The 13,447-nt window shown below is 35.6% G+C and carries 12 protein-coding genes; 2 read left to right on the top strand and 10 right to left on the bottom strand.

Translation table 11 applies throughout. From position 1 onward, the window contains the following. From NTU89_01070 to NTU89_01060, 3 genes are all read right to left on the bottom strand, one after another. Positions 1-1,301 (bottom strand): hypothetical protein (locus tag NTU89_01070; GenBank protein MCX5923136.1); only part of this gene is annotated, 1,301 nt, incomplete at its 3' end. A 2-nt stretch (positions 1,302-1,303) separates the two neighbouring features. After that, entirely contained in the window at positions 1,304-2,524 is a 1,221-nt protein-coding gene (locus NTU89_01065) for a hypothetical protein (protein MCX5923135.1), read from the bottom strand. Positions 2,525-2,526: 2 nt separating this feature from the next. Then, a complete protein-coding gene (locus tag NTU89_01060) occupies positions 2,527-4,164 on the bottom strand; it encodes a hypothetical protein (GenBank protein ID MCX5923134.1) in 1,638 nt (545 codons plus the stop codon). 138 nt (positions 4,165-4,302) lie between these two features. Here NTU89_01060 and NTU89_01055 point away from each other — a divergent pair, with 138 nt between their 5' ends. Beyond that, complete coding sequence (locus tag NTU89_01055; GenBank protein MCX5923133.1) at positions 4,303-5,511, top strand: M23 family metallopeptidase; 1,209 nt, start codon at positions 4,303-4,305, stop codon at positions 5,509-5,511. Between the two features lie 54 nt (positions 5,512-5,565). Here NTU89_01055 and NTU89_01050 read toward each other — a convergent pair whose 3' ends face one another. Genes NTU89_01050 through NTU89_01020 form a run of 7 tightly spaced genes read right to left on the bottom strand, consistent with a single transcriptional unit; the run spans position 5,566 to position 12,026 of the window. After that, positions 5,566-7,104, bottom strand: a complete 1,539-nt coding sequence (locus NTU89_01050) for an MlaD family protein (protein MCX5923132.1) — start codon at positions 7,102-7,104, stop codon at positions 5,566-5,568. 13 nt (positions 7,105-7,117) lie between these two features. Then, positions 7,118-8,206: a type II secretion system protein GspK gene (locus NTU89_01045; protein MCX5923131.1), complete on the bottom strand. Its 1,089-nt coding sequence runs from the start codon at positions 8,204-8,206 to the stop codon at positions 7,118-7,120. Next, positions 8,199-9,230: a prepilin-type N-terminal cleavage/methylation domain-containing protein gene (locus NTU89_01040; protein ID MCX5923130.1), complete on the bottom strand. Its 1,032-nt coding sequence runs from the start codon at positions 9,228-9,230 to the stop codon at positions 8,199-8,201. The genes NTU89_01045 and NTU89_01040 overlap by 8 nt, the downstream gene beginning before the upstream one ends. Beyond that, positions 9,227-9,787 (bottom strand): prepilin-type N-terminal cleavage/methylation domain-containing protein, encoded by a 561-nt coding sequence (locus NTU89_01035; protein MCX5923129.1) that lies wholly within the window; start codon positions 9,785-9,787, stop codon positions 9,227-9,229. The genes NTU89_01040 and NTU89_01035 overlap by 4 nt, the downstream gene beginning before the upstream one ends. Next, the gene (locus tag NTU89_01030; GenBank protein ID MCX5923128.1) at positions 9,774-10,346 is read right to left on the bottom strand and encodes a hypothetical protein; all 573 of its coding nucleotides are present in this window, start codon (positions 10,344-10,346) and stop codon (positions 9,774-9,776) included. Before NTU89_01030 ends, NTU89_01035 begins: the two co-directional genes overlap by 14 nt. Then, positions 10,330-10,758, bottom strand: coding sequence for a type II secretion system protein GspG (locus tag NTU89_01025; GenBank protein ID MCX5923127.1), 429 nt, complete (start codon positions 10,756-10,758; stop codon positions 10,330-10,332). The genes NTU89_01030 and NTU89_01025 overlap by 17 nt, the downstream gene beginning before the upstream one ends. Before the next feature lie 59 nt (positions 10,759-10,817). Next, a complete protein-coding gene (locus tag NTU89_01020) occupies positions 10,818-12,026 on the bottom strand; it encodes a type II secretion system F family protein (protein ID MCX5923126.1) in 1,209 nt (402 codons plus the stop codon). Between the two features lie 116 nt (positions 12,027-12,142). Between NTU89_01020 and NTU89_01015 the strand changes: the two genes are divergently transcribed. Further along, positions 12,143-13,240: a hypothetical protein gene (locus NTU89_01015; GenBank protein ID MCX5923125.1), complete on the top strand. Its 1,098-nt coding sequence runs from the start codon at positions 12,143-12,145 to the stop codon at positions 13,238-13,240. Positions 13,241-13,447: the final 207 nt, after the last annotated feature.

Here is a 13,447-nt window from a genome sequence, read left to right as displayed (position 1 = left end):
GCTTTTACTTCTTGTTGGGTTCTTTTTGCAATTTGGTTTTTTGCAAATCGCTCATAAGATCTTTCGTGTGATGGTAGTTGTTCTGCTGGACGAAGGTCTTCAACTTTAAAGTTTGCAGGAGATGGGTGAATTGATTTCGCGTTAGTTCCTTCAGCTTTGCTTTTGATAGCAAGAATTTCATCAAGTAAAACAAAGTCGTTTTGACTGTAGGGGAAAATGTTTACTGGCAATTGAGTGCCTGACCACGAAGTTAAAAGATCTTGCATGTTTGTTTGATTCATATGGGTCGTAAGCTGTCCATGAACTTCGTAAAGCATTAAGTAGCACCATATCTGTTCTTTGAGTGGGCTTGCAAATATCGGGCCAGAAACAAGTTGTGAGTTTGTAGCTTTGCTTAAAGCTTGAGTGCTTGGTGTGCCAGAAAGTAGATGCATATCATGAGATGTTTTGTAAAAAGGTGTTTGACGAAAAACTACTATTTCTTTTTCGAGCGCGAGCGGATCTTTTATGTCAGCAGGACTACTTTTTGAGGCTGTTTTTTCTATGGGTTGTGGGTTTTGCAATAATTTCCACGAAGCACACTGGTTTAAGAAATAATTCTTTACGTTATTTTCTAGTATTAGTTTTATTCTTGTAAGCTCGTTTACTGTTCTTAGGCTTGTGTAGTCAGAATTATAAAAAGAGGTTTCTATGTGTGGAATGTAATTAAATGTTTGCTTTTCTACATTATGAATCATTTGAAGAACTACTGAGTAATAGACATAAACGTCACACACCATAGACATGCAAAAGAGCTGCCAAGCTTGCGAGCTTGCTATGTCTTGGGCAGTTATTTCAACTGCGCTCCATCCTTTAGATGTAACTAATTTTTCAGATGGAAGGTGTGGAAGCTGAGTGTTGTTATCTTTTAAAAACTTTGAAAAATCTAATTTGTATTGACTGAGTGATTCAACTTTTTTTACCCTTTCAAGCTTTGCAAGAAATATAAGATAGAGGTAAGTTTTTTTTATGGTAGAAATTTGGTAGCTATCTAAGGGATATGTTGATTTTGCAAAAACCGTATCAATTGTTTTAAATATATTTACGGTGAACTCATCTTTAATGGTAGATAGCGGAAAATCAATAGCCGCAAAAGCAGATAAAGCTTCATGGTTATTAAATGTTGTAATGCTGCTTGCGCTCGTAGAAGCTTTTGTAGTAACAATCTTTGGAGCTGGCGCGATAGCTTTTGCTTTCGTGGCAACAGCAACATTTAAGCGTGGAGTAAGCAGAAGAAATAATATAAAACTGTTTTTTTTCATGATCAAACTCCTTTTTTCAATAAGGCTTCAACTTGAGCGGTAAATATTGTGCGTGCGCTTGTTGGGAAAAGAAGGCTTGTTGGATTTATAATTTTAAATTCAGCAATTGCTCCTGGAGACATAAAACCAAAGCTATGGTATAAAAACAAATCTTTATTCAAGCTTGTTATGGTTGTAAATTCCTGGGGCTCTTTTGTTGTTGATTGCCAAAGTTTAAATTTTATTATGTCTGGAGATGTTATTATTTTTATTTTAAAAGTTATTGGATGTTGCTGCAGGCTGCTGAAAATAGTTTGATTTATTGAGATTGGCTGGACCCCAGAGCCAGATACAATTTGCTGCAGTGGATAAAGTGGCTCAATGAGAGCAGCTTTTGCGCCTTGTGGATTTGCAGAAGCTTTAGATGGAGTATATTGCTCTGCAAAACAGGCTTTGATTTTTTTATCACTACTTCCATAAAGTCCAGCAAGCCGATACTGTTGAAGCCTGCTTGTGTCCCCAGAAATCCATCGAGCTTTGTTAAAAATAATTCCTGCAAAAAAAGGAAAGCTTACTTGATAAAGTGTAACTTCACATAAAATTTCATAAGAAGATTGTCTTGTAATCCATTCTGTAAAAATTGAATTATTTGGAGCTTTGTTAGCATTTGTAGAAGTTACATTTGTTTTTGGATTTATATCTGGAGATAAAAGAGGTTCTTTGTTCATTTGCCAAAAACTATCTGTTGTTTCATCATATTGCCAATTTCCAACAGGAAAAACATTCTTCCAGATATGTCCTTGGGGTGTATACATGGTTGCTAGGGTAAAAAATTGATCCATTATTGCAGGCTTTGAAAGATAATGTGATTGAGGCTGAGAAAGGCTGACAGCTTGGAAAATATAAGTTTCCATTTGTTGCATCGTTGTAGATTGATCATTTGTTAAACTAAAAACATGAGATTGGGCTGTTTTAAAAAATTGTAAAATGTTTTGCATCTTTTGATTTTGAGCTTTTTCTACATAGCTCTGAAATGCGCTATTAGAATTTTGCAAACTCGTTTCTCCCTTAGTTAGCACTGTTCCCATATCTTGATACATCGTGCTAATGGATTGGTTTGCAATTTGAGCACCAGTTTGACCACCCATCATAATGCCCATATCCATGAGCATGTTTGTAAAGATTTTTTCATGGTGAAAACAGACAATGGAGATAAAGATAAAGGCATATAATTTTTTATACATTATCATCCCGCTTGCTTAATAAGGGGCGCAGTAACATTTGAAACGGTTGGTATAAGATTTGCCGCTGTTGGAGTTAATGAGATTGAAGGTGATGCGCCTGGAATTTCTGGCATGATTGGAGAAGTCTCAAGAAGATTTGGACCAGCTGCTGCCAATTGAGGTTGTAAAGGCTTTTCTGTTTTTTCATTATCAAAAGACTCAATGTAGCTTTTGCATGTTTGAGCTGGTAAATTTGCAGCGTTTGGATCTTTTCCGCCCTTGGTTGAAACGATATTTTCAACGAGTGATTCCATGCATGGATCAAGAATCTCTAGGCCCAAAAGAGCTGAGAAATCACCAAAACAGGCACCTAATATTTTAGCGACCCCTTCCCATGAGTTAAGCCACTCTGGCTGAGCAATGAGTTCTTCTTCGAATAAGTTAGCACCAGATTTCATGCATAAGTATAATTTTCCACCTTGATCTTTGTGAACAACTTTGTTGTCGCTTGTTTTAAAGTAAGCCATAGGGTGGCCATTAATAAGCATTCCAGTGTCAGCGGCTTGAACAATGTGTTCTGGCCATTGAATTTTTTTGCTATTTGCGGGAATAGATTTTGCCAGATATGGAATTATTTTTAAAGCTCTTACGTCGTCATAAGAAAAATAAAACAGGGGTGGATCCATTTTTGCAATTGCGATTGAATCTTTGTCTGTTGAGGATGGATTGTCACCGTATAAATATTGATTAATTTTTTCAGCAATATCTACAAAGGCGGTAAAATGTTGGGCATTTTTGGGATGAGGCTTATTTAGGTAGCTTGTGTAAGTTTGAAAAAAATCAAGATATGAAGCAAGTGATTGTAGATATTTTGATTTCTGTGCAGCAAGTTCGGGTTCAACTTGTTTCATTATAAATTGTGAGAGGTCGACGCTGTAATCATTTTGAATAAGAGTTTTGCCCATTGATGTGGCAAATGTTTGTGGAATTTTTGGAATGTATGATCTTATCGCACCATTAAATTGTGACTCAATAATGTTTATCAAGTGGTTTATGATAAGTGTTTTTTTATTTGCATGGTACTCCTTTTCATCATTTAAAAATTGAGGAATACTTACATGCATATTTCCATCTGAGCTTTGAATAATTCCAACATGCTGCAAATTGAAATTTACATAAATGCCCATTAAATAATGATATAGTTCATTTAGAGCGTTAATATGAACCTTTCTGAAAAAAGGAATAAAGGCAGGGTTGCTTTTAATATTTTGAATCATGGAGTCAAATTTTGTAGAAAGATCTGGGTATCCAGGAAATATCTCAGCGCCTCCTGGATATGCCTGAAATGCGGTATCTTTTGGCCTTAGCACCGTAAGATTCATTTGTGTTAAAATCGATTTTTTCTTGTTGCCGTTTTCATCTTTTGGTTCTTCTGTAAATTTTGAAGCGAGCATATGTTTGATGGTGCGGTTTTGCATTCCTTGATGAATCATTCCGTCTGATGTTACTTTTGTCAGTGGATATGTAACGACAGTGTCCATTAGATTTTTTATGCCTGGTGCATGCTCAGGAGTTAATTGCGCCGAAAGAAACATACTGCTATGCAGATGTTGCGCTTGAACAATAAGTACAAGTCCGATAGTGAAATATTTCAGCCTCATAACTACTCTTTTTTTAGGACAAGGTTTAATGACAATAAAAAATCAATGTTTTATTTCCGTTTTATTGTTACAATAAATAATGTGAAAATCAAGGTCTGTTTCTTAATTAAAAATCATATAAATAAATAAGGGTTGTGCATGATTCCTCAAGGGCGATACATTATTTTTTTCCTCGTTTTAATCTCAATTGGGTATTTTTCAAAAAGAACTTACTTGTATTATTTTGATACAACTCAGCCACAAGTAACCGTCGTTGGTTTTGAAGACGGTAAAGCTTATGCTGGAGAAATAGTCGGATCTTTAAAGGGTTGGAGTCCATATAAAGTTGCACACATTTCAATGTGGCTCGATGATAATTTAATGCATCGTGATTTTAAAATTAATCGTAAGCAATTTGATCATCCTATTTCAATTCCTGCAATGACTATTCCAGATGGATCACATAAATTAAAATTTGAGATCGTTGACGGAACAAAGCGTCAAAACAAAACATCTATCGAGCGTTTTTTTTATACAGACAATTTAGGCTTGCAAGCAGTCTTGGTGCCATCTTCGTCTGACAATAAAGTTCAACAAGGTAGATGCTTAAGAATCCAAATTCAAGTTAACAAACCAATAAAAAATGCTGTAGCAAAAGTACTTACTGGAGAATATATATTCTTTGCAGAGGGTAAAAATTCTTTAATTTATGAAACCTATGTTCCTGTTGAGTGTGAACAAGATGCTGGAGAATACCCATTTTCTGTTGAAGTTCTTGATAGGCTTGGAAACAAAGTAACATTAGAAAATACTTTCCAGGTTGTAAGTGTTGCATTTAAGAAAAAAATCTTAAATGTTCAAGGAAATAAGCTACATGCTGAACTTGAATTTACACCAAAGCAAGAGCAAGACCTTGAAGCTGAACTTGAAAAGCTTGCAAAGCAGTCAGGTGGCGAAAAGCTATGGAATGGCCCATTTGATGTACCAATTGTTATGAGAGGCATCACTACAGAGTTTGGAGTTATTCGCACATCTCAAGAACGTGGTCGACGAGTGCACAAAGCTCTTGATTTAATAGCTGATCCAAAAAGTGTGATTTGGGCATCCCATAATGGAATTATTGTACTAAAAGATCGCTTTACCCACAGTGGCAACACGGTTGTTATTGATCATGGCTGCGGAGTTCTCAGTCTTTATTATCACTTACATGATTTTGCAGATATTTCTGTTGGTCAAAAAGTGAAAAAAGGACATCCGCTTGGACGTATGGGAATGACTGGTTATGCAAGTGGCGATCATTTGCATTGGGAAATGCGTATCAATAATACTCCTGTTGAGCCAATGCAATGGACTCAGCGTTGGATCTAAAAAAATAAATAAAAAAATTCCCGGTTTAATCGCCGGGAATTTTTTTGCATAAATTTATAAGCTAACTTTAGATATTAAATATTTAATATCATCATCTGCAAATCTTAAACCAACTCCCCAGAAGATTGAAGCGTTGTGACTTACAAAATCATCAGCTCCAAACGTGGTGTAAAGATTGTTGAATACAAATACACGGTTGATCCATTTCAAATGTGGGCGACGTTCTGTAGCATAGTCAAGTCTTTGTAGCCCGTGAAAGTCAAACATCTCCAAGGTCGTAATCCAAGAAGCTTTATCAGTTCCAAGCGGTATAAAGTAATCAGCACCAACTCCGACAGCACCTTCAAACAAACCAACGCGCAATGCGACATTGTTGTAAATTTTTCCGACTTGAAGACCATAAGCATACTGTTCTCTGATTTGTTGTAGCGTTTGCGGTGCAAATAAACGACGGTTAAGAGCAGCAATTTGATCAGCAGGATCAGTAGTAATTTCATTGTATGGAATTGGGCTAAATGTGTTTTCTCGAGAATCAAGATATTCATTATAGGTCCATTTTCTGCTCACAAAGCCGCGTTCAGACGAAGCAAGTTGTCCAAGGTAAAAATAGCTACTGTTCGTATGAATGCGTACGTTGAAGTAGCCTTTGCTTTCAGTCCATCTATATTGATCAACAGGTCTGTGCATATTTTCTGAGTGGGAATCAAAAATAATTCCAATTGATTCAAATTTGGATAGGTAATTTTTAATTCCAGAAACAGCTGATTTGATATCTCGATACATATCATCTTCGTTGATCATTTTTCCAAGAAGGCCACGACCCTCATCGATTTTTTGAGAGACTGAGGCGATGCTGCTAAATCCTTCGCGGGCTTCATCTGCTGCGCGAGCAATAGAGTCGGCTGACCCAGTCAGATTTTCTTTAAGCGCTGGAAGATCATCTCGAAGAGTTGTTGTAAATTCTTGTATGTTTGTAACGATACCTTGAAGCCTGTCTTCGTTGTTAGAGAATACATTGTCAAGAGAGCCTGCGAGTTTGTTAATTTTATCAGAAGCGCTCGACATATTTTCGATCATTGATTTTAATTGTTCTGATCTTTCGGCTCCAGTGAATGCATCTTTAATGCTTTCGGTAACCTGTTCTACATGCGTTGCTATATTTTTGAATTTAAATAAAAGTTCATCAACAGAAACAGCTTCGCGTCCAGGCCTTGCAAGGTTGTTACCCGATTGAAGCTTTGGAAGCATAGGATCGCCTGGAATAACTTCTACGTATTTAGTTCCAATTAAACCTTCTTGTCTAACTACTGCATAAGCATTGTCATAAAGAGAATATTTTTTATTAACCATTATTTTGACTTGAGCGGTGCCCTTTTGAGTGAGCTCAATATTTTCTACCCAACCAACTTTAACACCGGCAATTTTTACTTCTGCTTTTTGTGACAACCCAGAAACGTCATCAAATGATATTGTGTATGGCAAAGACCCTGTAGAGCTAAAGCGAAACGCTCCAATACCTAAAATCATGAACATAAAGACACTGGCGGCAAGAATGACAAAAATGCCAACTTTTGTTTCTGTTTTAATTTGCAAATTGTTCTCCGGTTTATATCTGATAAGTCTTCATGGTTTCAATGCTTACCAAATTGTTTTTTGCCTTCTTCGACCTTACTATAGTAAAGATTGTCGAACTTGTCTCTTTTATATTTGCTTTGAGCTGTAAGGAGAATATATTAACTTCAAATAGTGGCGTCAATATTGTTTTTATTTCTTGTGCAAGGTCCTTGTATTCTTTTTGATATAAAGTGGCAAGATTTTCCCAGTTGGATTTCCAATCTGTGGCCCAGTCGTGAGCTTCGCCACTTATTTTAAATAGTTTATTTTTCTCTTCATCTGTTAAAGTTTGCTTTGGCTTTAAGCCTAAAATTTTGCACCAAGAGTATGAAAAGAGCCAAGGATTTATAGTTTCTTCTTCTGTCGACACGGTAAAAATATCTGTTAGAAAAAGGTTTTCTGCTGGTTGAGTATTAAAATTAAAAAAAACTCGATCATGAAAAACCGTCTCAAATTCTTTGATAGATAAAAGCTCTGTTACATCATTAAAGTCAGCTTTTCGAGAGCTCAAGTGTTTTTCAAATGCAGGAAAAAGCGTTTGGGTCTTAGTTATTTGTGCTATTTTTTCAAAAAGCCAAACACATATTTTTTTTCGATCATTTGGTTTTCCATCATCTACAAATTTCTTTTTTTCAATGTCGTACAAGCTATTTAAATTTAATTTGCCCTGCTCAGATTGAATGGTAATGCTTATTTTTGCATCAACACCATCATCTTTTTTTGTGAGCTCAAAGCTTTCTTGTTTGTTGAAATAAGGAAAAATTTGCTTTAAAAGGGTTTCATAATCTTTGGCTTTGTCGCTGGTGCTATCTTTTCCATCATCAGCTGTTTTTGGCGCCCATGGAGTTGTGGTTTTTGTAGCACTTGATTGAGAGTCTTTTTTTTTGGGCTCAGCGGTGATGATATTGTGTGCAAGCGCAACACACCCAAGAGCTAAGCGATCAGTTTTTTGTTTGGTAATTATTGTTGTCATAAGCTGTCGATACATAACTGTTTGTGAAAAATATAAAGAAAGAATGACAGAGCACATTGATAAAATGCTAAAAAGTAAGAATAAAATAAAACCAGGTTTTTTATGCATGTGCTTCTCCTGCGATAGATGCATTTGTTACATCATGCACCTCTAAATGATTTCCTATGCTTACTGTTGCGGTAAGAGTTGCTTCTCCCTTAGGCGCTTCACCCTTTGGCGCTTCACCTTTGGGCGCATCGCCTTTTGGAGCTTCTGTTTTCTTTTCAGTTTCGCTGCGTTTTTGTGCAAATGATGTTGGATAGTCGGCGTCAAGCTGAGGAATTATGCATACAATTTCGTTAATTATTTCTGGTTTGTCTTCGGCTTGCAAGAAAGAAATGTTTAATTTAATTGCTTCTGGAGATAAGGGTCGAAACTCTTTTTTTTGATCAGTGTCAGGCTCAGAGTTCCATTTTTTTATCCACTTAAAAGCTATCTTTTGATCTGGATTTTTCTCGAGCTCTTGCTTTGATGGTGTCGTAAATCCATATTCAACTTCTAATTTGGAAATATTTCCAGCAAGCTCGTAAAAAGCACCTTCTGTTATTTTTTCTTTGTTAATATCTTGCGTAGCTTTTTCTTCCTGTTTTCGCATGAGGCGAAATGCTTTTGGGTTATTAATTTCAGGTACGACCTTGTAAACAATTCTGACAAAGCATGCTTTTGTTTCGCCATACATTTGCATTGCATTCGTTGTTATAAAAGTGAGAAAATTTAAACCGTTTTCATTTTCAGCAGAAAGAAAAAAATTTGTAGATTTTATTTTTTTGTTCTCTTTTTTTAATTCAGTATTTTTTGGTTCAGCTTTTTGAGCATCGCCTTCTTTTTTGGCAGGCTTTTTAGCCTCTTTTGTTTTTTTTAAATCTTCATAGATTTTCTCAGAAAACCAACGGTGTGAAATTCCTGCCAGGTCTTTTCCTATTCGGTCATGCAAAATCATAATCTTTGTATCATTTGTTGTAATTTTTTGAATGATTCCTGCGCCCTTTCCTATTTGATTGTAAATCGTAAGGGCTGAGGTTATTAAGATTGTCGATATCATGATTCCAATGACTAACTCAAGAAGTGAAAAACCATTTTTGTTTGTTGTCATTTTGTCCCCGATTTTTTTGGTTCAACTTCTTCAGTTACTGGAGGTGTAAATAAAAAAGTAATCCACTGATCTGAGTGTTTGCCTTGTGCTGTAGTGGCTTGGACGAAAGATACATTTTTGCCAAACTTTTTAAACAAAGAAGATGTTTCTTTAATTGCTTCGATTGAAATATCTATTGTTTGGTCTGGATTTTGTTTTTGGCGATGAATTTTAATGGCTCGTAGTTCTTTTTTTTCTTTATGTGCTTGATCGATTTCTACTTTAAGATTGATCATCTCTCTGTCAATTTCTAAAAGATTTTCTACAGCGACATGTGGCTTTTCAACTTTTTGAAAAATAGTTACTTGCATCATAAAAAGCGATGAGCCAAATATTGAAAGGATCATTAATGCGATCATGATTTCCATGAACGTAAAGCCAGACATAAGCCGTCGTCCCACGGACTTCGCTTCTAGTTTCGTCGTGCTTTCGTCGGGCTTAGCCTGTCCGCCATAGCTCGAAGAGCGACGGCAGGAACCCTGGGACCCAGTAATTAAATGGCTTTTATGCTTTTGCATATGCATCATGAAGCTTCACCTGGCTATAAAATGGATTGATAGAAATTGAAAATTTATTATTTGCTTCTTCTTGCTGGTCTAAAATATTGATGTTAATTGCCTGGCTTGTGCCATCAGGCATGATATAAAACCAAGCATCATGCGTTGTGCTATTTTGAACTATTTCATCGGTTCCATTAATAAAAAAATTCTGGATTGTCAGCTGCTCTGGTATTTTCATTTGGCTTTCAAATTCACCAAATGGAATCTGTTTAAACTGTTTATGCTTATCTGTTTCGTCAGTGGTTATGTGGTGAATTTTAACTTTTATTTCGTGTTTGTTAAAATCAAAAAAAACCTGATGAATTTTTTTAGAACTTATTGCCTGGTGCACAGTATCTGCAATAACGTGTGAAAAATCAGAAAAAAACTGTTTTTGCACCGCGCCTTTTTGATTTCTAAAAAAGCTTGGAATAACAAAGGATGCAAAAAGGGAAATCAGTAGCAATACGACAAGGACCTCGATAAACGAGATCCCTGCGTTTGTATTTTTTAGAACTGTTTTATTGATTGTTTGCATAGATGCGATCATCTTCTTTTTCTGGATCACCTTTTGAATAAAGATCGAAAGCAGGATGCGATCCTGGTGCTTTTCTTTCATAAACTAATTCGTTGTCCCATGCATCTTTTTGGACTTCAGGGTTTTCAACGTCTTCACCAGCATATGGACCATCCCATCTAGAAGCGTTTTCTGGTCTTTTGACTAAGTCTTCAAGCTTGTCAGGATAGCGTCCTACGTCCATTTTAAATTGCTTAATTGCTTGGTCTACTACTTTAAGAGTGCTTTTAGTTACGGCTTTGGTTCCCTTTCCTAAAAAGCCCATAAATTTTGGTCCAACAAAGGCTAGGAAAAGAGACATGATTGCAAGAACAAACATCATCTCAAGAAAGCTGAATCCAGGTTTAAGATCTTGTCTTTGATTTGAAAACATAAAAAGGTCCTTTCATTTTTTGTATATAAAAATCATTTATAATCAATTTGTTTTAAATTTTACATGTCATACATGCTAATCATTGGTCCCATAATTGCAAACATAATAAATCCAACAATGAGTCCCATCACAATAGTCATGACAGGATCTAATTTTGATGTCAGTCCATCTGTAAATTCTATAAGTTCATCATCATAATTTTTTGCTACGGTTAGTAGCATGTAATCAAGGTTTCCACTTTGTTCCCCCGTGTTAATTAAATAAATTGCCATGGGTGGAAAAAGTCCTGTTTCTTTTAAAAAAGGAGTAATTTTACCTTGTTTGATAATTTTATCTTTTGCCTCTGTTAAAGTATCGACCAAAATTCGGTTATCAATAATATTACAAACGATGTCGAGCGCATTAGAAATATTAACACCGCTTTCAAGAAGCATTCCAAGGGTGCTACAAAATTGTACGACAGCGTTTGTCCGCGCAAAAAATTTTATGACTGGGATTTTTAGTTTAATTTTATCCATGGTGCGTTTGCCTTGTGGTCTTGATAGCCAGTACTGAAAAGTTATAGCAATGGCAAGGACTGTAAAAATTAATGGAAGATAGTGGTTGGTTAAAAGATAAGAACCCGCGAGTAAAATTTTAGTCTGAATAGGCAATTCTTTACCCATAGAGGTGAGCATTTTTTGTAAATTTGGAACAACAAATGTCATTATTCCAATGACCATTAAGCCAATAGCTCCAAGTTGAACCATCGGGCCAGAAAGCGCCTTACTTATTTTTTTTCGAGTTTCTTCTTCTCGCTCAAGATAGCTGGTAAGTCGTTCTAAAATGGTTTCTAATTTTCCACTTGCTTCACCAGCCTTTACAAGTTGGATAAATATATTGCTAAATGTTTTTGGGTAGGCTTGTAGCCCTTGAGCAAGCGAATTACCTTCTTTGACGCCATCTTTTAAGCTGATAATGATAGATCTTAGTTTTCCAGAAAACTGTTCAGATAAAAGTTCAAGAGACTGTAAGAGCGGAACACCTGACTTTAAAAGAACTGCTAATTGTTTCGTAAAAAAAATTATATCTTTAAAGGGAACTGGTCTTTCAAATAAAGATGTGAAAAAAGAAGATGTTGAGTTAGAATCTTTATTGATTTTAATTTCAAAGGGATATAAGCCTTTTGCTGTGAGTTGAGATCTTACAGATTCAACAGAGGAAGCATCCAGGTGGCCGCTTATTTTTTTTCCTTCTTTGGATAAAGCTCGATAGAAATAAAGCGCCATTACGTTGTTCCTATATCTTTTTGAACATCAAACTTGTAAATATTTATTTTTATTCTAGTTTAAAAAATAAAAAGTTAAAAATAAAAACTTACATAACGTTAACATACGGGGGAAAAGTGCACAAGTATATTAAGTTTGTTTCATACCTGCTACTTGGTTTATTATTTTCATGCTGCGATATTGTTGTAGCGCAACAAGAGGCAAAAGTCAAAACAGCGTACAAGGCAGAGCAATCCACAAATGAGCTAGACAAAAAACCATTGCCACAAATTGATTTGAGTGAATTTTCTTCGGACGCGAGTCATCAGCAATCTTCAAAAGAATCATTATCTAGGCAAGAGGTTGATTTGATTAATTTCTTTTGTAAGCCAATAGAATTTACCCCAGATGGAATAAGCTATTATTTTAAATATGTTTATAACCATCCTGAGTATGTGCATTATTTGCCGTATAGCTTTTCACACATGATTCAATTTTTGGAATATGGTACAAAATCAGGGCAATCAGAGGTGTTTGCAGCATCAATTATTAAAATGTTTTTACAAAAAGTTAAAGCGGTTTCCTACGTGGAAGCAGAAGCTTTTGCAGAGTTTGTTCCAAAGTTTACCCAGGCAATCAAGCCGTACTTAGAAAAAAAAGAAGCAAGCTTTTTAAATGAGATGCAAGTGGTCCTCAAGGAAAAATTAAGCAGTATTTTCACAAAATATTTTAGTTATTTCCAAAAAAATCCAGATTCTTTTATGACTTCTCTTGCGGAACAAATTGCAAAACAAACAAATCAAAGCGTTACTCAGCAGCATGTTGAAATTGCTCAACTAAAAAAAGATGTTTTAAGGTTTTTAGAAATGTCTGCAAATAAATTAGTGTGGTCTTCAAAAGATGATTTGCAAGTTTGGTATACCTGTAATCGCCTTGCGCATGAATGTCAGCTTTGCCTTGATCAAAAAGTGCTTTGTAATCCAGATGCCCTAGATGATATGTGCTGGTCTTTGATTCATAGGTTTTGTTATTTTGTTGAGCTTTCTTCTGGGTCACTTAATAAAAACTTTTATTCTCAAGTGCTTCATGATTTGCAAACAAAGCCGCTTGCGTTAATTGCAATGGAAGAGCAAGAGGACTTAATGACTACCAAAAAAGCTCATTTGATAATGCGTATGCAGTCATGTAAAGATTTGTGTGGATCAATGAAATTCGATTTGACGAGTTTAAGTTAAATCATCGTTTAATAAAAAACGTAGCCATTTTAGCGGCTACGTTTTTTATTGCTTAAAAAGTAAGTTTTTAAAAAATCAATGAAAGTTGAGCGCCATAGGTACAAGCTGTTGCAGCCCTCGTTCCGCCAAAAGTTCCTTTTAGGAATAGTTCAAATTGTGGAATGACTTTTTTAAAGTCCCCTTGGCGCGGGCAATAGACAGCCATGG

The sequence above is a fragment of the Candidatus Dependentiae bacterium genome (assembly GCA_026389065.1).
Taxonomy (GTDB): domain Bacteria; phylum Babelota; class Babeliae; order Babelales; family Chromulinivoraceae; genus JACPFN01.
Note: the sequence above shows the minus strand (reverse complement) of the source record. Positions and strands in the feature narration are given on the sequence as shown.

What these genes read in the sequence shown, in the direction of transcription:
- NTU89_01060 (MCX5923134.1), bottom strand. Translation starts at nt 4,164, where the DNA reads ATGAGGCTGAAATATTTCACTATCGGACTTGTACTTATTGTTCAAGCG.
- NTU89_01025 (MCX5923127.1), bottom strand. Translation starts at nt 10,758, where the DNA reads ATGTTTTCAAATCAAAGACAAGATCTTAAACCTGGATTCAGCTTTCTT.
- NTU89_01020 (MCX5923126.1), bottom strand. Translation starts at nt 12,026, where the DNA reads ATGGCGCTTTATTTCTATCGAGCTTTATCCAAAGAAGGAAAAAAAATA.
- NTU89_01055 (MCX5923133.1), top strand. Translation starts at nt 4,303, where the DNA reads ATGATTCCTCAAGGGCGATACATTATTTTTTTCCTCGTTTTAATCTCA.
- NTU89_01030 (MCX5923128.1), bottom strand. Translation starts at nt 10,346, where the DNA reads ATGCAAACAATCAATAAAACAGTTCTAAAAAATACAAACGCAGGGATC.
- NTU89_01065 (MCX5923135.1), bottom strand. Translation starts at nt 2,524, where the DNA reads ATGTATAAAAAATTATATGCCTTTATCTTTATCTCCATTGTCTGTTTT.
- NTU89_01045 (MCX5923131.1), bottom strand. Translation starts at nt 8,206, where the DNA reads ATGCATAAAAAACCTGGTTTTATTTTATTCTTACTTTTTAGCATTTTA.
- NTU89_01035 (MCX5923129.1), bottom strand. Translation starts at nt 9,787, where the DNA reads ATGCAAAAGCATAAAAGCCATTTAATTACTGGGTCCCAGGGTTCCTGC.
- NTU89_01040 (MCX5923130.1), bottom strand. Translation starts at nt 9,230, where the DNA reads ATGACAACAAACAAAAATGGTTTTTCACTTCTTGAGTTAGTCATTGGA.